The organism is Pseudoalteromonas sp. TP27 (assembly GCF_056470645.1).
The window spans coordinates 13765-33721 of record NZ_JARDAK010000028.1; the positions used below are offsets into that span (position 1 = coordinate 13765).

The 19957-nt window shown below is 37.8% G+C and carries 21 protein-coding genes; 8 read left to right on the forward strand and 13 right to left on the reverse strand.

Annotated elements, in window-relative coordinates:
• Window position 1 precedes the first annotated feature (1 nt).
• The 3 genes from guaD to puuE are packed head-to-tail and all read left to right on the forward strand — an operon-like array spanning window position 2 to window position 3517.
• Complete coding sequence (gene guaD, locus PX700_RS20155) at window positions 2-1366, forward strand: guanine deaminase (RefSeq protein WP_479521729.1); 1365 nt, start codon at window positions 2-4, stop codon at window positions 1364-1366.
• Between the two features lie 5 nt (window positions 1367-1371).
• Window positions 1372-2583: a urate hydroxylase PuuD gene (locus PX700_RS20160; protein WP_479521730.1), complete on the forward strand. Its 1212-nt coding sequence runs from the start codon at window positions 1372-1374 to the stop codon at window positions 2581-2583.
• Between the two features lies 1 nt (window position 2584).
• The gene (gene puuE / locus PX700_RS20165; RefSeq protein ID WP_479521731.1) at window positions 2585-3517 is read left to right on the forward strand and encodes an allantoinase PuuE; all 933 of its coding nucleotides are present in this window, start codon (window positions 2585-2587) and stop codon (window positions 3515-3517) included.
• 63 nt (window positions 3518-3580) lie between these two features.
• On the opposite strand, the gene PX700_RS20170 is transcribed toward puuE, so the two are convergent.
• A complete protein-coding gene (locus tag PX700_RS20170) occupies window positions 3581-6085 on the reverse strand; it encodes a S8 family serine peptidase (protein ID WP_442448211.1) in 2505 nt (834 codons plus the stop codon).
• Between the two features lie 582 nt (window positions 6086-6667).
• Here PX700_RS20170 and PX700_RS20175 point away from each other — a divergent pair.
• The 4 genes from PX700_RS20175 to PX700_RS20190 are packed head-to-tail and all read left to right on the forward strand — an operon-like array spanning window position 6668 to window position 9798.
• The gene (locus tag PX700_RS20175; RefSeq protein ID WP_479521732.1) at window positions 6668-8170 is read left to right on the forward strand and encodes a curlin; all 1503 of its coding nucleotides are present in this window, start codon (window positions 6668-6670) and stop codon (window positions 8168-8170) included.
• 41 nt (window positions 8171-8211) lie between these two features.
• Window positions 8212-8610 carry a curli production assembly/transport protein CsgE gene (locus PX700_RS20180; RefSeq protein WP_479521733.1) on the forward strand — a complete coding sequence of 133 codons (399 nt, stop codon included), beginning with the start codon at window positions 8212-8214 and terminating at the stop codon, window positions 8608-8610.
• A complete protein-coding gene (locus PX700_RS20185) occupies window positions 8600-9025 on the forward strand; it encodes a curli assembly protein CsgF (protein WP_024595597.1) in 426 nt (141 codons plus the stop codon). Before PX700_RS20180 ends, PX700_RS20185 begins: the two co-directional genes overlap by 11 nt.
• Window positions 9025-9798: a CsgG/HfaB family protein gene (locus PX700_RS20190; RefSeq protein WP_024595598.1), complete on the forward strand. Its 774-nt coding sequence runs from the start codon at window positions 9025-9027 to the stop codon at window positions 9796-9798. The genes PX700_RS20185 and PX700_RS20190 overlap by 1 nt, the downstream gene beginning before the upstream one ends.
• Window positions 9799-9879: 81 nt before the next feature.
• Here the strand turns inward: PX700_RS20190 and PX700_RS20195 are convergent, their stop codons facing one another.
• From PX700_RS20195 to PX700_RS20220, 6 genes are all read right to left on the reverse strand, one after another.
• The gene (locus PX700_RS20195) at window positions 9880-10569 is read right to left on the reverse strand and encodes a response regulator transcription factor (RefSeq protein WP_479521734.1); all 690 of its coding nucleotides are present in this window, start codon (window positions 10567-10569) and stop codon (window positions 9880-9882) included.
• A gap of 249 nt (window positions 10570-10818) precedes the next feature.
• Complete coding sequence (locus PX700_RS20200; protein ID WP_169044721.1) at window positions 10819-11340, reverse strand: hypothetical protein; 522 nt, start codon at window positions 11338-11340, stop codon at window positions 10819-10821.
• A 56-nt stretch (window positions 11341-11396) separates the two neighbouring features.
• Window positions 11397-12935, reverse strand: coding sequence for an EAL domain-containing protein (locus PX700_RS20205; protein WP_479521735.1), 1539 nt, complete (start codon window positions 12933-12935; stop codon window positions 11397-11399).
• Between the two features lie 78 nt (window positions 12936-13013).
• Complete coding sequence (locus PX700_RS20210; RefSeq protein ID WP_182197170.1) at window positions 13014-13649, reverse strand: SGNH/GDSL hydrolase family protein; 636 nt, start codon at window positions 13647-13649, stop codon at window positions 13014-13016.
• Between the two features lie 8 nt (window positions 13650-13657).
• On the reverse strand, window positions 13658-14167 hold the full coding sequence (locus PX700_RS20215) for a DsrE family protein (protein ID WP_182197171.1): 510 nt from the start codon (window positions 14165-14167) through the stop codon (window positions 13658-13660).
• Window positions 14168-14239: 72 nt separating this feature from the next.
• The gene (locus PX700_RS20220) at window positions 14240-14713 is read right to left on the reverse strand and encodes a flavodoxin family protein (RefSeq protein WP_182197172.1); all 474 of its coding nucleotides are present in this window, start codon (window positions 14711-14713) and stop codon (window positions 14240-14242) included.
• A 76-nt stretch (window positions 14714-14789) separates the two neighbouring features.
• Between PX700_RS20220 and soxR the strand changes: the two genes are divergently transcribed.
• Window positions 14790-15251 (forward strand): redox-sensitive transcriptional activator SoxR, encoded by a 462-nt coding sequence (soxR, locus tag PX700_RS20225; RefSeq protein WP_479521736.1) that lies wholly within the window; start codon window positions 14790-14792, stop codon window positions 15249-15251.
• Between the two features lie 12 nt (window positions 15252-15263).
• Here soxR and PX700_RS20230 read toward each other — a convergent pair whose 3' ends face one another.
• From PX700_RS20230 to PX700_RS20255, 6 genes are all read right to left on the reverse strand, one after another.
• A complete protein-coding gene (locus PX700_RS20230; protein WP_479521737.1) occupies window positions 15264-16430 on the reverse strand; it encodes a lipase family protein in 1167 nt (388 codons plus the stop codon).
• A 25-nt stretch (window positions 16431-16455) separates the two neighbouring features.
• Entirely contained in the window at window positions 16456-16974 is a 519-nt protein-coding gene (locus PX700_RS20235; protein WP_479521738.1) for a DUF6795 domain-containing protein, read from the reverse strand.
• Between the two features lie 137 nt (window positions 16975-17111).
• Window positions 17112-17891: a hypothetical protein gene (locus tag PX700_RS20240; protein WP_479521739.1), complete on the reverse strand. Its 780-nt coding sequence runs from the start codon at window positions 17889-17891 to the stop codon at window positions 17112-17114.
• 82 nt (window positions 17892-17973) lie between these two features.
• Window positions 17974-18240 carry a hypothetical protein gene (locus PX700_RS20245; protein WP_415637294.1) on the reverse strand — a complete coding sequence of 89 codons (267 nt, stop codon included), beginning with the start codon at window positions 18238-18240 and terminating at the stop codon, window positions 17974-17976.
• A 104-nt stretch (window positions 18241-18344) separates the two neighbouring features.
• Window positions 18345-18923: a hypothetical protein gene (locus tag PX700_RS20250; RefSeq protein ID WP_479521740.1), complete on the reverse strand. Its 579-nt coding sequence runs from the start codon at window positions 18921-18923 to the stop codon at window positions 18345-18347.
• Window positions 18924-18925: 2 nt separating this feature from the next.
• Window positions 18926-19690, reverse strand: coding sequence for a ChaN family lipoprotein (locus PX700_RS20255; RefSeq protein ID WP_479521741.1), 765 nt, complete (start codon window positions 19688-19690; stop codon window positions 18926-18928).
• Between the last annotated feature and the right edge of the window lie 267 nt (window positions 19691-19957).

Here is a 19957-nt window from a genome sequence, read left to right on the forward strand (position 1 = left end):
AATGAGCACACAAAACAATAATAACTTAACAGTAGTTTGTGCCGATATACTCGACTTTGTTGACGACCCGGCCATTGTTGGCGAAAACGCCTATCGTTTTTTTGAAAAGGGCGCATTAGTTATCAAGCACGGCAAAGTAGTTAAACTTGGCTACGAGCAAGACATACTGCCAACGATTGATAAATCAGCGCGTGTTATCCGCCACGATGGTAAGCTCGTTATGCCTGGTATGATTGACACCCACATACACTTACCACAAACCGAAATGGTGGGTGCGTACGGCGAGCAATTGCTAAGTTGGCTAACCGAATATGCGTTTCCAACAGAGAAAAAGTTTACGTGTAAGCATTATTCAAAAGAGATCTCTAATCGCTTTTTAGACGAGCTGCTTCGCAATGGCACAACCACTGCTCTTGTATTTGGCACTGTGCACCCGCAATCGGTTGATGCGTTTTTTAAAGAATCACAAAAACGCAATTTACGGATGATTGCCGGTAAAGTAATGATGGATCGTAACTGCCCTGACGACTTATCTGATTGCGCGCAAACAAGCTATGACGAATCTAAAGCCCTAATAAAAAAATGGCACAATGTTGACAGGCTAAGCTACGCAGTTACGCCGCGTTTTGCCCCCACATCAACCCCAGAACAATTACAAAAATGCACTCAGTTACTTGAAGAATACCCAGACACCTACCTGCACACTCATCTATCAGAAAACAAAGACGAGTGCGAATGGGTTAAAGGGCTATTTCCAGAAGCTGAAGATTACCTTGGCGTTTACGAGCAAGCAAAAATGGTGCGTAAACGCTCGGTATTTGCCCATAGCATTCATTTATCTGAGCGCGAGCTTTGCTGCCTTGCAGATAACAATGCGGCAATATCGCACTGCCCTACCTCAAACCTATTTTTAGGATCAGGACTTTTAAATTTAAAAGCCTGTGAAGAGCACGATATAAACGTAGGCATGGGTACCGATGTAGGCGCAGGAACAAGCTTTTCTATGCTACAAACAGGTAACGAAGCTTATAAAATTCAGCAATTACAAGGTCAAAAGTTTTCAGCATTTAAAGGGCTGTATTTAGCAACTCTCGGCGGTGCCAGAGCACTTGATTTAGAAGGGACAATTGGTAATTTTGAAGCCGGTTGTGAAGCCGATTTTATTGTAATGGATTGTTCAGCAACCCCATTTTTAAAATTTAGAATACAGCATGCCAAAACCCTGCATGAAAAACTATTTGCAATGATGATGTTAGGCGACGACCGCTGCGTTGAGCAAACCTACATTATGGGTAAAAGTGTGTATAAGCGCGATGATAACAATCAATTTTCAGACACCCGCTCACCGGTATTAGAAGAGGCTTAACCGTTATGGAAAACTATTTATTTGAGCTTGCTCATTTAGTACTGCGTTACTTTCATGTTATTGCTGGTATAGCCTGGATTGGCGCTTCATTTTATTTTGCATGGCTTGATAACAACCTACAAACACCACCGCAATGGAAAATAGATAAAGGCATAAAAGGCGATTTATGGGCCGTGCATGGCGGTGGCTTTTACGAAGTGGCTAAGTATCAAAATGGCCCTGAACAAATGCCTCATACCCTGCATTGGTTTAAGTGGGAAGCCTACACAACCTGGATCACCGGTATATTACTATTTAGCTTACTTTATTATGTTGGCGCCGATGTGTATTTAATTGATAACAGTAAAAGTGAGCTAAGTAAATTTGCAGCTATTGGCGCATCCCTTGGTTTTATTGGCTTAGGCTATGGTGTTTATCGTTTATTGTGTGAAACCCCGCTGGTTGAAAACGGCAAAGTGTTTATTGCTGTAGTTATTGGTTTATTAGCTCTGTGGACTTTTGGGGTTGATCAATTATTTAGCGACCGCGCTGTGTATATTCATGTAGGCGCACTTATTGGCACGTGTATGGTTGGGAATGTGTATCACATTATTATGCCAGGGCAACGCTATATGGTAAGTGAAGTAGAAGCCGGCCGTATCCCCGAATCGCTCCCGGGTTTAAAAGCCAAGCAATGCTCGATACATAATAACTACGCCACGTTACCAGTGGTATTTATTATGCTTAGCAATCACTTTCCTTACACGTATAGCCACAACTTTGGCTGGCTTATTTTAATTGCGCTGTTTGGTATTGGTATGTGGATACGCCATTACTTTAACTTAAAACATCAAGGCGTTAATAAACCTTCAGTACTTATAAGTGGTATTGCAGCATTTTTTGCTCTTATGTTAGCAATAGCTCCGTGGCCTAGCAGCCCAACAAATGCAGACGAAAACGCGCCTTTACAAGCAAGTATTACCGACGCACAAGCGTGGGATATAATCAGCAAACACTGTACGCAGTGCCATAGCGAAACACCTACCTCTGAGCTTTTTCAAACAGCGCCACTTGGCTTTAAACTTGATTCAATTGAACAGGTAAAAAAGTTGCAAGTACTTGTGCATACTCGCGCGGTTATAACCAAAGATATGCCACTGGCTAATATGACCAAGATGACAGACACAGAGCGCGAAGCGCTAGGCTCTTGGCTCGCAGCGCTTAAAAAGGAGCAATAAAATGAGCGAGCAATTTAAAAACTACCCGCGCGATTTAATTGGTTATGGCCCAGATGTACCCCATGCAAATTGGCCCAATAAAGCACGTATTGCCGTGCAATTGGTATTAAATTACGAAGAAGGTGGCGAAAACTGTGTATTACATGGTGATGCAGCGGCCGAAACATTTTTATCTGAAATAGTTAGTGCCCCGCATGTTGAAGACCGCCATATCAGCATGGAGTCTATTTACGAATATGGCTCGCGCGCGGGCGTGTGGAGGTTACTGCGTTTATTTAAAAAATACGATATACCGGTCACCATTTTTGCAGTGGCGATGGCCCTTGAGCGCCACCCCGATGTAGCTAAAGCCTTTGTTGAAGCAGGCCACGAAATTTCAAGCCATGGCCTGCGCTGGATTAATTATCAAAATATAGATAAGCAAACCGAGCGCGAGCATATGCAACAAGCCATTGAGATCATTCAAACGCTTACGGGTAAAAAGCCCAAAGGCTGGTATACCGGCCGAACTAGCCCAAATACCGCAGCCCTTGTAGTTGAGAATGGCACATTTTTATATGATGCCGACGATTACAGCGACGACCTACCTTTTTACAGTATTAAAGAAGGTAAACCACAGTTAATAGTGCCCTACACGCTCGATGTAAACGACATGCGCTTTGCTGCCGTACAGGGTTTTAATGCCGGCGATCAGTTTTATAATTACTTAAAAGATGCATTTGATACGCTTTATGAAGAAGGTGACCCTGAAGGTGAAAACGCCCCTAAAATGATGTCGATAGGTTTACATTGCCGCTTAATTGGCAGACCAGGAAGAATAAAAGCATTAGCACGGTTTTTAGAATATGCTCGCTCGCATGATCAGGTTTGGTTTGCCACACGTGAGCAAATAGCCGAGCACTGGCTTAAAACCCATCCATATAAAAAAGCATAGTTTATATTTTTTAAAACATAAAAAAGCCCAGCAATGCTGGGCTTAAAGTCACTTTAGGAGTAGTTAGTTAAATGAAACCGTAATGATGTTAGAACATACATTTTCAGTTACACATAATTGGTAATCGTACGATGGTAATGTAGCACCACGTACGTAGTCGCGGTAACGACCTCGGTCAGCAGTAGTATCTACAAGCTCACCATTACGGTAAACACTTAGTGATTCAGCGCCAACACTTTCCCAACTAAGCTCTACACGCATAGTATCAAGGCGAGACTTATTAGCACGTTTTAAGGTAATTTCTAGCTCTACATCACTTACAACAACCGTTTGAGTTGATGTACTTGTATTGCCTTCACTGTCAGTAACAGTTAATTCTACATCGTAACTACCCGATTGCGCATATGCATGCACAGGGCTTGAATCTGTTGATGTAGCGCCATCGCCAAAACTCCAGCTCCACTGTGTAATGTCGTTATTAGCATCATTGCTTGTATCTACAAACGAAGCTGTTAAACCTTGTGTATCAACAGTAAAGCCAGCACGTGGTGGTTGTGCACTTACTTCGCCTATAGCGCTAAGTGTAAGTGACCAACCATTAATATTGCCGGTGTCTGCACCCGCTGTATCTACAGCATTTAATGTCCAATCACCTGTTGCTACTTCACTATTAAATACGCTTGATGTAAATGTTTTAACAATATCATCTTCGCTGCCACCTTCATTACTCTGTAGAGTTACTTCAGAGCCTTGTGGTGAAATTAGCGTAAGGACTATATCGCCAGACCAAGTATGCGTAATATTTACATCAACAGAAGTACCAAAAACAGTTAAATCATCTGAAATTGTAATTACCGAATTAGCACCTTGTGGGTCATTATCAGGAATCGCCACATTTTCTTCGCTAGAATAGGTGTAGTCATTTAAACCAGCAGGTTGAAGCATTAAGCTTACTGTTTTTTCTTTAACAATATCACCTGATGTTGCTGTAACAGTAAACTCATAATCACCCCATTGCGTATTTTCATTGGTCTCAACACTAAGCTGTACTGTATCGCCAGGGCTTGCAGTTAGCTCTGATAAATATGCACCAGTTAGGCTAGATTCTAGTTCAAGCGTTACTTCACCATCCCACTGAGCAATAGAACCAATTTCAAACGTATAAGTTGCAGACTCACCAACTGTTATTTGCTGTGACGATGGCGTCACCGACATTTTAAAGCTTGGCGTTGGATCGGCATCTAATAGCGCCTGATTTGCGTTTAGGCGCGTGCCCGCAAGCGTTTTACCTTGAAGTGCAGTATTAGCGTCACCGCTACTCATTAGTAACGCTTTAAGCTCTGATGTTGTTAAATCAGGGTTTACTGACAACACAAGAGCAGCAACACCAGCAACATGAGGTGTTGCCATTGAAGTACCTGAGTAATTTGCATAGCCATTACCCGGAACCGTTGACACAATACCAGAGCCAGGTGCTCCCATATCAACACTTGTCGCGCCCCATTGTGAAAAATCTGATAAGTTATCGTTACTATCAGTGCTGGCAATTGATAATACACTCTCATGTTCGTAACTTGATGGATAATGAGGGTTGGCATCATTATCAACTTCGTCATTCCCAGCTGCAGCAACAAATAAGATGTCAGCTTGCTCACTAACAGTAATAGCATCGGCTAGCGCTTGGCTATAGCCGCCACCGCCCCAGCTATTATTTAAAACTCGTAAGTTTACACCTGAGTTTTTAAGATTAACCATGTAATCAATACACTTAATTGCATCTGATGTTGAACCGCTGCCTGCGGCATCTAAAAACTTACAACCAACAATAGAAACTTCATGGTTTACACCTACAACACCTGTAGAGTTATTACCGCTTGCACCAATAGTGCCTGATACGTGTGTACCGTGACCTTGGTCATCCATTGGGTCACCAGCATCCGTAATTGCATTAATACCGTGAATATCGTCAATGTAACCATTGCCGTCATTATCAATACCATCACCTGCAATTTCGCCAGTGTTAACCCACGCATTGTCAGCTAAATCAGAGTGGCTGTAGTCAACACCAGTATCAATAACACCAACTACAACATCGCGGCTACCTATAGAGATCTCCCATGCTTCAGGCGCATCAATATCTGCATCGGCAATGCCACCTGTTTGCCCTAGATTATTTAGTCCCCAAAGTTCGTCAAAACGCGGATCGTTAGGTGTATTAGCAGCTATGCTAACGCGGTAATCTGGCTCAACATATTCAATAGCTTGGTGAGACTTTAAGCGTTCAATAGCTTCTTTAGTACTCATGCCAGATACTTTAAATTTAGCAAGGCGGCCTGAGAATAATGATGTGAAGTTATCATCAACTTCATCATTATTTAAATCTGTAATTTTTGCTTTAACCAAGCTTCGTGCTTGTTTACGCATCTGAGGTGTTGCATTTTTTTTATACTTAACAATAACAGAGTCACTGCTTGCAGTTGCTTGTTGAAGAGCCCCTGCATCAGGTAATTTAGCCGAAGCCAAACAAGGTAGTAAAGCAAGCGTAATAATAGATAATTTTGTTTTCATTGTTCTATCCATAGTTGGGTTAGCTTAGAAGCACTAAGCGGGTTTGTTCACTATTTCAAGTACAAGGGATCACGTGGCAAGTTATAAGCAAACTAGTAAATACGATATTTGACAAGTTAAAAAGTTAAAAAGAATTAAAAATCATAAATTTTGACCAGTTTGGCTATAAAAAAAACACTAAACACAGTCATTTTAATGAACTGCCCCATTACAACCTTACCCATTATAGGGTCAAACTTTTTTACTGCTTTTGCTTACTATTACATTAAAACCCACCAGTTACACACATAAACCAATGATAATAAAAGGTTAATTATTTGGTAAAAAATGATGATTTAAGAAAACAAAATAGAGGAATACAGTTAATAGGTGATTATGAATTTAAGCTTAAACTTTGTTAGTTCAATATTTATGACAAGTTAAAAATTAATTATTTATAGACACATATTACGCTTCACTTACTTCTAAAGTTACGCAGGCGGATCACAAAAAATATATCGGCACGGCATGCTGACACAGCAAATACCTTATAAAACCTATAAAATTTAAGGTGTTTGGTTTTAATATTTCAAGGAGAAAATAATGAAGTTGAATAAATCACTTTTAAGTTGTGCTATTGCAATAGCAATGGGTACCAGCTTTGCCTCATATGCAGATACTAACAACAAATCAGTATCAAGCTCAGAACTTGCTACCAACGTTTCTGTAGCAAGTGTTGAAAACTCAATGACTCTTATCCAAACTTTTAATGAAAATACTGCACTACTTACACAAGATGGTGATAGCAACACCATGCTTGTAACAACAACCGGTAATAATAACGAAACTGAAGTTGTGCAGAGCCAATTTGGTAATTATGCTGAAGTAATCACCACAGGTGACAACAACTTACAAGTATACAGCCAAGATGGCGTTGCTAATGGTTTTATCTCTGAAGTGACTGGTAATAATAATATGTTATTTGTTTCACAATTTGGCCAAGGCTTTTTTGTAAATAATGAAGCGATTAATATTGTAACTGGTGATGATAATATCATTGATGTTGAACAAGGCACTGGTGGTCACTGGTTCTACAACATGGATATGCAAGGTAACGCAAATGAAATTACCTCACTGCAAACCGGTGAATGGCATGAAGCAGAAATTACGATGCTTACAGGCGACGAAAATACTCTTGATTTAGTTCAAGACGGTTATTGGAGTACCTTTAAAGTAAGTAGTTTACAAGGCAATGACAACGAGCTTGAAGTTGAACAAGTAGGTGATCGTAATGCTGTAGCATTTAGTGCAATTTCTGGTGATGCAAATGAAATTGAAATTGAGCAAGATGGCTTAACTAATGCGGTAACGTTTGCAACTGTAATTGGGGACGACAACCAAATAGATTTAGATCAAGAAGGTTCACTTAACACAATTGAATCAAACTTATTTGAAGGTTCTAATAATGAGGTTTCAGCAACACAAGTTGGCGCTGAAAACTTAATGACAGCCGATTTAATTGGTGACAACAACGAACTAACTTCAATGCAAAACGGTGATTTAAACGAAGCCTACATGGGTGTAATTGGTTCAGACAATGAATTTACATCAGCCCAAATAGGTGATTTAAACTCGATTCACTTAGCTAACTTTAACGGCTCTGGCAATGATGTTGATTTAGTACAAGCTGGCGATGAAAATGCCGTACTTGTTCAATCTTCATACCCAGATGTAACGCTTACATCTAACGATAATGACATCGATATTGCTCAAGACGGCTCTCAAAATGAAGCAATTGTTACCCTTGCTGGCATTTTAGATAGTAATAATAACCAAATTGATATTGCACAAAGTGGCACGTTAAACCTTATTGATATGATGGTTGAAGGCAATAACCACAGCATTGATATTTCACAAACAGGTGAAGGTAACTGGGTTACTGGCGTTGAACAATCAGCATTTTTAGTTGGTGGTGAAAACGTATCGTTTAGTGTTACTCAAATTGGTAACGACAATATTGTTGAAGGCTCAGTAATTGGCTTTGACAGCACTGTATCTGTTACCCAAATTGGTGATGGAAACGCAGCAACAATTACTCAAATGTAATTGTTGAGGTGGGGAGAGCGATCCTCTCCCCTTTTTAAATTATGAAAAAAAATATTAACTTTAATCGTTACCTACTCACACTTTTCCTATGTTTTTCTGGGGCAACTCATGCTGCGAATGAACTAGAAATAGATGGCTTATTACTTGATAGAAGTATTAGCCGCTTTGGTCATCAATTTTATTATGAATTTTCAAACTACTGGCGAGATCTCCCTTCAACAGCTGGTTTTAATATTGAAATAAAAGAAACCGTAATACCAAAAGCGGGTACACAACTTTCTTTAATAATGAATAATCAACTCGTTTACGCGACTTATTTAGGTCGCAGATTAGAACCCCTCGATGAACGTGTTGAGCAAGCTGTTTATACAGTAATAGATGCAATGGCTCGCTCAAACATGGCTGCATCAACACCAGATATGGCTAAAGATGGATGGTAAAATGAAAAAAATAGCCCTTATAATAATAACAATATTAAGCTTTTCAGCTTCCGCGACTGAAATAATTTACACCCCAATAAATCCAAGCTTTGGTGGTAATCCACTCAATGCAAATATGCTGCTGAGCAAAGCACAGGCTCAAAATAAGCACAAGGCTCCGGTAATCGAAAAAGGTTATGCTGAACAATTTCAAGACTCTTTAGAGCGCACTTACTTAAACCGCATGGTAAGAGAAATTACAGATATGGCTTTTGGTGAGGATATTGAAGATAGTATTTTTAATCAGGACTCAATTTTTATGAGTGGTGATTATCAAATTGAAGTTATAACCAGCACAACCGATTCTATTACAGTAAAAATAACAAACATATTAGATGACTCTGTTGTGATCATTGAAGTACCGAGGTTTGGATAATGTATAAACTACTAATAACAATAACATTACTGGGTTTGAGCGGCTGTACAAGTTTAGGTAAGCTTATTCCACCATCACAGCAAAAAGCAATTAGCCTAGAGCCAACTGAATTATTTGCAGACTTAAAAAACTTACCAAAACCTGTTGGCAGCATTCCGGTATCGGTCTACTCATTTAGAGACCAAACAGGTCAATACAAACCACAAACTAACGTTAGTTCGTTTTCGACTGCCGTTACTCAAGGTGCTAATTCAATACTCGTACAAGCACTGCATGAATCTGATTGGTTTACACCTGTTGAGCGTGAAGGTTTACAAAACATTTTAACTGAGCGAAAAATTATTCGTGCAGGCCAAACTGATAACCCTAACCAGACTGAGTTACCTCCACTTACCACAGCTAAAATCATTTTAGAGGGCGGTATTATAAGCTATGACACCAATGTAAAAACGGGTGGGTTAGGTATGGAATACTTTGGTATAGGCGCATCTGAGCTTTACCGTGAAGATGCTATTTCAATTTATCTACGCGCTGTGGATGTTCGTACAGGCCAAGTGTTGCTTAGTGTGGCCACCAGCAAAAAAGTATTAAGCCAAGAGATGCGTGCAGGCTTTTTTAGATACGTAAGCTACAAACGTCTAGCTGAAGCTGAAGCCGGCTTTAGTGACAACGAACCTATGAGTATTTGTGTAACTCAGGCAATAGAAAAAGCACTGACAGACCTTATAACAAAAGGCATTGATAAAGGCTTATGGGCTAAAAAAGTGAGCTAATTACTCAGGCCGTCATCACAAATAAAAAAGGCTACTAACAGTAGCCTTTTTTATGGGAGAAATTGAGATTATATATGCTATTTATTTCCCCATTGGCAGCAAAACCGATATATAGCGCTGCGCCCAATTAGCAAGCTCCACCCTGTTGCGTGAGTTAGTTTTTTTAAACGCACTGTATAAATGTGTTTTTACAGTGTGGTCGCTAATGTTAAGTTTATCAGCGATTGTATTGTTACTCGCCCCCTGTGCAATTAAATGAATAACAGACTTTTCTCGTTTTGTTAAATGATCGTAATAGTCCTGCTTTAATTCAATGTCGTCGTGTAAGCTATTAAACGACGATGCCACGGCTAAAATATCGTTAAAAGCTTTTGAAATCACTTTACGCGTAAACCAAAGCTCGCCAGTATTAACACGAAGTAACCCTTTAAAAATATCTTCTGGTGGATCAGATTTATAAAAAACACCATTAAAATGGTTAAGCAATAAGTTTTGCTCGCACACATCTTCTTTATCAACATTAAAAATGACAACGCTATAGTGTTTAGCTAAACAAATAAGGTCAGTCGGAATAAGGTCTTGCCATTTGCTTTTAGCACCATCGATTAAAAACAAATCATAATTTGTGCGCTGCTCAGCTTTAGGAATAACTTCGTCCATTTTAATATCACCAAACAAAGCTTGTAATGTTCTTAAAATAGCGGTGTAGTTGTGTGAATGAAAAGATGATTGAAACGTTGTTTTTACAAATACCGAGTTTTTATGGGGCATAAATTTCGTCCTTGAAACATTTACACTACATTACCTAAATCAAATACAACTTACAATGGGATTTTGATATTAAAGTACTGTTATTCTTTCTCATCCTAAAATAGATAAAAATCAATTAAATCAATGCAAAACCTTTATCAATTTTATTTTTAAAATTGCTTTTATAAGATAAATAACAGATCGGATTAGTGGCTTAATAACTTATAAAGCCTTAAATATGCATTAGCCTAAACTAACTTTTAGGATCAATTATTCTATACTCGCTTTTAGTTTATTTAGCGCATCAACCGAAAAACCTCGATCATAAAAATATAAAATTTCGCCGCTGTTATTTATAAGTACCACACGTGAGTTATTAGGGCTTTGGTTACCTGTAAACTTTTGTACCGCTTCACCATCTTTATAAATAGTGATTACCCCACCCCATAATTCTTTAGGGATGCCTTTGCGCATACCGCTGTCTATAAATGTGCTAAACATGCGTGGCGCCATGCCGGCAATGGTTGGTAGTTCGTATGTAGGGAGCGTTACACCCGCCATATCTAAACCAATTAACCAACGGTCTATGTCAAATTGGCTATCTTGCTTGTAGCCAATAAGCAGTAGTGTTTTATCTGCTTTAAAATCGCTGGGTATAGTCACCATGCTTTGCTCTAAACTTTCGCCGCTAATGCTTGGGAACTGCTTACCTGTTAACTGCTGGTTTGGATACTGTGTTGTACACGCACTAAGTAATAAAAATGCAAAAGCACTTAATGTTAATTTGATCATAATAAACCTAATATTTATAAATTTCATACCGATACGTTTAGTATGGCAGCTGAGATCTAAAAATGCTGATTAGTTATATAATTTTTAAATTTAGACGCCGTCATGGGCTTACCGTACTTCCAGCCTTGTCCATAATGCACACCCGCTGTTTTTAAAATAGCTTCTTGCTCAGTGGTTTCAATCCCTTCTGCCACACAGGTATAATTAAACTTATGCACAAGTTCCATAATATTTGGGATCATAGAGGCTTTTAAGCCCTCAGTTGCTATATCTTTAACAAACGTACGATCAATTTTAAGTTGATGAAAGCTCAAGTTTTGTAAGTTTCTTAAATTCGAATAACCCGTACCAAAGTCATCTAATGATAAGTTAAATCCCGATTCAACTAAGGTTCTAAAATGAGCATGCGCAATGCTTGTATCAAGGTACTCGTCTTCAGTTATCTCTAAACAAATAATAAAGCGTGAGTTGGTAAGCTCTGTAATTTGCGGCAGTAACGACACATTATCCAGCTCTACATCACACGGAAATATATTAAGCGACACTTTAAAGCCTTCTGGCAATAACTCTATAGAGGTTAACTCTTTTATTGTGGTAGCAATCATTGCCTCAGTAAAAGTCCAGGTTAAATTATTTTTTCTAATAACCGGAATAAACTCATCTGGAAATAAAGCACCGTACTTATCTTCAAAACGTGCAAGTACCTCGCAACCAATCAGCTTGCCACTTTGCAAACAAATAATGGGCTGGTAAGTCCAATAAAATGATCCCTTTTTAAGCCCTTTACGAATACGCTGATTAGTAGAGCGTCGTGCAGCAATTCGCGCATCAACTATTAACGCACTCGATATGCCCGCTAAACAGGTTAAAATTAACGAAATTATTAATAATAAGTGATTATTAGAAAAAAACAGACTCCAAGGCAAGTGCACTACTACACAATATTGACTACTTGTAGAACTGCAAACTGAGTTAGTTTCGTAAGGAAAGAAAACGCTGTTTTTTACCTGCTGGTACAGCCCCTCTTTACCTGCTAAATGATGCAAAGTATTTGGTGTTTTATAAATAACTTCCCAATCTGGCGCAGTAATTCCGATGTTGGTAAAGGGCGTGCTCTGCATAATTAAATTATAGTCCCCTTGTCTGACTATAATTACCTCCATAGGGCGCTCACTAAATAATAATAGATAAAGCTCTGGCTCAAAACGAACCCTCACCTTCTCATCATCTCGAATAAAGTCAGGCTGTTTGTCGTTAATTGGTTTACTTAATAAGCCTGCGCCAGTAGTACAAACTAGCTGGTTATCTTTAAAAAAGCCTATATCAATTACATATTTTGCGTCAAATAAAGCGCGGCGCATCTCAAGAAGAGTTGTACTATCACACTGTTTAAACGCAAGCTTATTTAATGGGGTAAGAATTCGACGCCTCTCTGCAATTGCACCTTCTACATGACCGAGAATATATTCAGCATCATACTTTGTTTGTGCTGTTAACTGCTGCGCTGCAAAATTGAGCAAGATAAAACAGCCAGTTACAAAAACTAACCCTCCGGTTAAAATGGCTATAATAGATTTTTGTTGGTACTTTTTCATAGCATCTCGAAGTTGTTAATTTATATCACTACTATATTAGATGATTGCATAAGTCGCATTAAATTCAAACAGATGGATTCAAGAATTATTGAATGAATTTTGAACCAATTGAGTGATTTTAGCACTTACCGTTAAATGCTGATTACTTTCAAAGTGAAGCCCATCACCGGCTGTTACATTAATAAATGTATTAAAATCAATAAAAGTACATTTATTATTAGCCGCAACGCTTTTAAATGCACTAGAGAGCTTTGTTGCTTTTGTATCTGCACCTTCATAAATACGCGAATACTGCTCAGTGATTCTTATTTTAGGTGGGCTAGCAATAATAATTTTAGGGGATTTTAAAGTACTACCTTGCTGATAATAAATATGTATTGAGTTAATTAAATCATTTAAGCCATCTGCTATTAAATTAGGTGTTAAATTAAAACGTTTTTTAAGATCGTTTGTACCAAGGGCAATAATAATAAAGTCGAGCTCATGCTTATCCAAGTAAGGCTTTAGATAACTAACACCATTAAGCACGCCATCAAACGGTGGATTATGCACTAACGTGCGGTTAGGCTGCCCTGCCTCTATTACGTTAAAGCCACGCCCTAAGTTTTTATTTAATAGCGATGTCCATCGGATATTTTCATCAAAGCGTTTTCCCGTTACAGGGTTTAAACCCCACGTATTAGAATCACCAAAGCAGAGAATATTTTTTGTCATGTTAATTATTAAAATGGATTAAGTGTATAACCCTGCTGTTGCAGCTGGGCATGTGCTGTCATCGCCGAAAGTGACATTTGCACACCTTCAATTAGTTGTTCTGGTGCTACTTTATGATGCGTAGCCGATTGCCCACATACATAAACCACGGTGTTATTGGCCAACAATTGCTTTATTAAACTTTGATTTTTGTTATCTGCTTTAAAACGTTCTTTATATTCACTATTAGCCAATACATCAACGCTAGCACTACCATGTACCACTAACGCTAGTTGAATGTTATCTGGCTTTACACCGTGTGCTACATGCATATTAATAAAACGTGCAAGTGAGTTCATTGAAGTGTTCTGCTCACCTTTTTTAGCGCCATCACCAACATCAAAGGCTATTTTGAATACCGTAGAGTCATTTATCTGAACATGCTCCGGAACACTATAAAAGTAACCAAAGTCTTTAATAAGGTTTTCACCCGCTTGCGAAAATGGGCTTATAAGTAAAAGCAGTAATAGGTATTTCATAAACAATCCTGTGTTTTAAATAAGTTAACCTATTTATAAAACTAACAGAAGCAAAGAAGAAAGGGCAGCTTATCATGCTGCCGATTGAGTGTTTTTATGATGGTGGTTAATAAACTGCATACCTAAATAGCTAAATGTTCGTTTAAACATTTCTACAAAAATATCAGGCGCTTCAAGCGATGATGCGTTTGATAACAACGAAAAATCTTTATTACGTAAAGCCCGTAACTTCGGCTTCAAGGTTTCGTCATCCATGTAATCTGTGATCCTATCTATAAAAGACTTCATTTGTACCGTAGTGTTATACCAATAAACAGGAGACGCGAACACCCAATGGTCGTACTTTAAAACCGCTTCAAATAGCGCGTAAAAGTCATCATTTTTATAGTTTTTGTTATAACAGTATGGCGCAATTTTATAATCATCTAGACAAATTACACGCACATCATTTTGCTCGGCAAAGCTATTAACATGGGCTGTGGTATTGCCGTTTTTACGTGCGCTTGAATAAATAATAATGGTTTTCCGAGCATTTTTATATTGCATTTAGTTAGCTCTTTTTTTAATGTGGTAAAAGCTTAAAACCTCAAGTTATATTGAGGTCAACTAAAGGATTAAAATAATGGACGCTTCACAAAAAAAATTAACCGAAGCCAACCTAACCGTTGGGTATGTTGCAAAAAGAAGCGGCGTGAAAGTATCAACCCTGCACTTTTACGAAACAAAAGGGCTTATACGTAGTTGGCGAAATAACGGCAATCAACGCCGCTATAAAAAAGATGTACTGCGCCGTATAGCGGTAATAAAAGCCGCACAAGCAATGGGAATAACGCTTGATGAAATTAAACAAACACTGGCTACATTGCCAGATCAGCGAACTCCCACACAAAAAGACTGGTCAGCCCTTTCAAAGCAATGGCAGGCACAGCTCGATGAGCGCATAGCGTATATGCAGCGCCTGCGCGACCGCGTAGATGGCTGTATTGGTTGTGGGTGTTTATCTATGAGTAAGTGCCCTATTTATAACAAAAACGACCACTTAGGCGAAAACCAAAGTGGTGCTATTTTGTTAGAGCAAGATTAGGACTGATTAATGTTAGCCTAGGCCGTTTAAACCCTCTCTCGCTGCTCTAAATAATGCGCCAAGGGTTGAGTCAAATACGTATTTTATAAAGCTATATGTAAGCTCCACCGCTTTACTAATTACTTTGCCTGCAAACACTAACATATGCCCAAGTAAACCAAGTGTTTGCGTTGCAAACGAAGCTGAAGCCTTAGCTATTTTATCTAAAGTTCGTGCCAACATATCGTAAAAAGTTAGCCCTGTACCAATAGATGCTTGGGTAGCAACTGCACTGTAATAACCTGCGTCTTTGAGTAGCGTAATTAGCGCTGCCGTTAATTTATCAGACCAATGTGAATTAAATGAAGCTTGATTTCTGTCTTCAAATTTTAAACGCACAGGCGTACTTAAAAAGTGGTTAGCTTTTACAGTTAAGTTATTCCAATCATTACTGTTAGCTGTGTTAATGTAACCTGGCGTACCATCTAACTTATGAGCTGGGCCTTTTAAACCTTGGCCATTATCTAAACGTATTTCTTGACCATTGTAGGGAGCATGTGAAAAAGGCCACAAAGGCACTTTGGCAACTGGATCTGCCCCATGCGTACAACGATAAATTTTATCAATTCTTGAGGTTGCAGCACGAGAGAAGTTTTCAAGCCCAACACGTGGTGATCCAAACGTATATAATTTAACAGGGAGTCCAAATTCCGCCTTAATCCAGTCAGCAGAAAGTGTTGCTAAAGCACCACCTAAACTGTGCCCAACAACATGGACTCCAGCAGTGATTTTATTTTTATAATTATCTTTAATAAAATCTTGTAAAGCATGCTGCATACTATAAAACGTTTTATTAAATCCTGCATGAACCATACTGCCATTTGCACCACCGCTTAAGCCAAAGTGAAGATCGGTAATGCCATCACGTATTGTATCTGTACCTCTGATTGCAATTATTGATTCTCCTTTTAAGCTATCCATACCGTGACCAACGAGACCAAAGCCTGAGCTTAATCCAAATAAATGTGAGATAAAGCCACCAGATACACCTTTTACTGAATGACGGCTTATAGAAAAATCAACTTGCCCGCGTAAAGAAGGAGACAATGAATTATTTATAAGATCCGTATTCTTAATATCTTTAGCGTCATAGGCAAGTAACGCAAGTTGTACCGCTTGTTCAGGTGTTAATGTATTCATGCTAAATCCCTTTAAATTGTATAAGCTAAATTTTACATGTTGTATAAACCGTAAAAACGTGTTGTTTATCTTCAATAATAGGTATGTCGTAAGTTTGAGGCTCTTTTGCTATGTCGCACACTAAGTTATTTAAATAACCACTCAAGGTTGCACTTTGTTTATGTAAACCGAGTCTAGCAAACCAAATTACCTTATCTTCCGCGTTATCACTTTTTATATAAATGTGCTGAATTAAAGATCCGTTATCAAACATATTCGACGGCTTAGAAGTTTTAATAACCTTTTCAGGGAATGAAAAATGACCATTCTCGTCTGATGTTGTTTCATCTAAGTACTCATCGCCAAATGTAAACGACTTAAAAACAGTCACATTCGCAAGTGGCTTACCGTCTTCTAGTAGCTGACCATTAATTGGAACTGATAAAACAAAATCATGTTTTTTAAAAAAACCAAACATATCTGCACAAGCCTGTGATGTAGTAAAAAAAACAACGGTAATAGAGGCTATTACCAACAAAAAAATTTTTAAACGCGATAAAAACAAAGCAAACACTCTCCTAAGCCCTAGCTATACACTACTTCAAGTATATGGCTATTTAATTACACTAATCATGCTCATACTAAAAAGTAAGTAAACATACTAAATACTGCATGTTTTTTAATCAAAAAACAATCGGTAATTTAATTATAAAATAGCGTATATATTAATTTACCAATACTACTAAACATGATGCCACCCATAAGTAAAAAGCCATACATAAAACTAATAGCACCCGCTGAAGGGTCGCTCTTTTTATCAATTTCTATACATGCCGTGCACACAACAAAATATATAAAAAAGTTAGCAATAACGCCTAAAATAAAAGCATGCCCAAATAACGGTGATACACCTACCAAAACTGCGCCCAATATTAAGAGCGAGCCTGAAAATGAATGTTTATTAAATCGCCTCTCTATTATTTTTATAGCTAATGTGGCTAGCATTAAGAGTAAAAAGTATAACGTTGACCAAAACTGATAATATAAATAGCCCCAGTTTAAAAGCTCACCTGTAGTTGATGAATAAGCTTGCTGGCCTAATTCGACCGCTGAAGCATTCGCGGCATTTTCGCTAAAAAGATACGCTACCCCACCAATAATTAATTTTATAATCCAAAAAAATAAAAAGCTGGCAATAGTAAACCCGATAGCGTCATCCCTTGTTAATCGCTTTTTAGCTTTGCTTTTCAAAACAATGGCGAGCATTAAACCTAATAAGCATACACTTCCTAAATAAAGCAACGCCTGCCAAAAGTTATCAGAGTAAAAAACAGCTAAACCTGGCGCTATAAATAGATACATAGCATCTTCATTATCTAGTGACCGACTTGGGGTACTCTGCTCTGATTCTTTAAAAAGAGCTAAATAAACAAATAAAGGCTGTAAAAACAGCATTAAAATACTAGTGGTAATAAGGCTCATAAATCATCCTTGATAAGAATAAGTTAATGCAGCACAAGTGCTGCATTAAAATTAAAAATTGAGTGTTTAATAATGAAGAGTGTTATAGGTTTATTTTTTGAAAATACGTTTTAAGTTTTAAAAGCCCCGACTCAAGTTCAAATTTTTGTATTTTAGGATTTCTGAATTTAAACCCATTAGAAATATGGATATTAATCATTGTCGCCATACCCTCAAACCCAGCTGGCGCGGTGGCAACTAAATCGCTCAACAAGGACTTTATAAGTACTTGATGCTCTTCTATTAAAGCTGGGTCTTCGTATATATCGTAAACAAGGTTAGTTAGTGTTTGTTGGCTTTGTTGTTCCATATTATTTCTATAGCGCCTTAATTTAAGCGTTTATAGCTCCTTTAAAGTGTAATAATTTTAATGGTTAGTACTAATTATAAATCTTTTAAGTAAATGCTCATTACTTAATTATCTAAAGAAATACCAGATTCTTTGAGTTGCTTTTCAAACATTTTTTTTCTGATTTCGTCATAATTATTTTCATTTAAATAGCGTTTATGTTCAGCAGCCTTTTCTGAGTTGCCTAGCTCCGTGTAAATTAAATAAAGATCTTTATGAGTCCTTTGCACTCTCATTTTTTCTTTAACTTTATTAATATTATCAGTGATATAGCGATTATAAAAGTTTATAGACTGTGTTAAGTCTTTAGTAACAAAACGTCCAGTACTATATTCATACGCTAAAGCTAAAATACCATCAGGATCGTCTTTTTCAGCATGTTTTTTTGCCTCAGCAATATAGCGGCTTCCATCGCCTGTATGAAGGCCTACCAACTCTAGAGCTTGCCAATTCCCCATTTTATAAGCTTTTTCACACCAAGCCTCAAGCTCTTGAGGCGCATGCATTAAGCTTTTTTGACATTGGCGCATGACTTTATCTCGAGATAAATTAGGATCATTAATATCAAGGTTAGGAAAAAGAGCTTTTGCCATTGCCCCAAAACTTATTACGGTAGCAAAAAGAAGAGCAGCTATTTTTTTCACTATTATAGCCCTTTCATATGAGCTGAATTTTCGGGTAAGTGAACCTGATAAGTTGTTACTGCGGATTTAAACGGGAATCCCTCTCGGTAAAAGTACTTTTGCTTAAGCGTTTCTTTTTCATCAGAGTAACCCTTACAGTCAGTTTGTGAGTAACAAACTGACCCACCAATAAAGTCGATAAATTTAATTTTTAAAATACCTTGCGCTTTTATCAGTGTGTCGAGACCTTCTTGATAATTAGTAGATCTCACAGCATGCCACCTATGCATAAAAGCAATAATTTTATTCTGCTTAGATGTATTTAAAATATTGCTAATATTTTGTGTCCAAACCATATTTCTTATTGTGTGGCTATTAAAACAATTTTCTGCTGCTGAATTATCGTAACTACATGAAGCATCAATCAAATCCATTTCATCTAAAGTTAAATCCAAAGCAATAATTTTTAATCCTAACTCTCTGGCCGCTTTAACTAGTTCACCATAACTATTTGCTACACCATAGCCCCGTCCCCAGTTATCATTAAAATATTGCTGAATAACATTAAAACCTTTACCAGTGCGTTGATAAAAACCTATTTTTTCCTGCATAGATTTTGGTAGCATTTCGATTGCAAAGTGAGTAAATCCAGAAGCTTTCAATTGTCTAAGTGCTTTAATAGCCTCAAATTTATAAATAGCTGGATTATGGCTTGATTCACCTAGCATAAGTAAGCGCGCATTGCCGGCCATTGTTCTATAATTTACATCCGTGTTTATTTTATTCATTGTATTTCCTTATATTTTAAAAATTAGTAAGTTAACTAACCTGAACTCTGGTTAAGAGATTTACTAACATATTGAACTATGGTGATATTTAAATTTATTTTCTCTAGCCAGAGATTTTCAGTGAAAGCAAGTAAATTCAACGCAGTTAGTGCTGAAAATAGCTGCTTGAGATAGATTTATTATCCAGAGTTCAGGTTAACTACACTCATGCTCTATATTTAAATGTCTGCTAGATACAAGCCATGAATCTAACTCAAGGTTTACTCC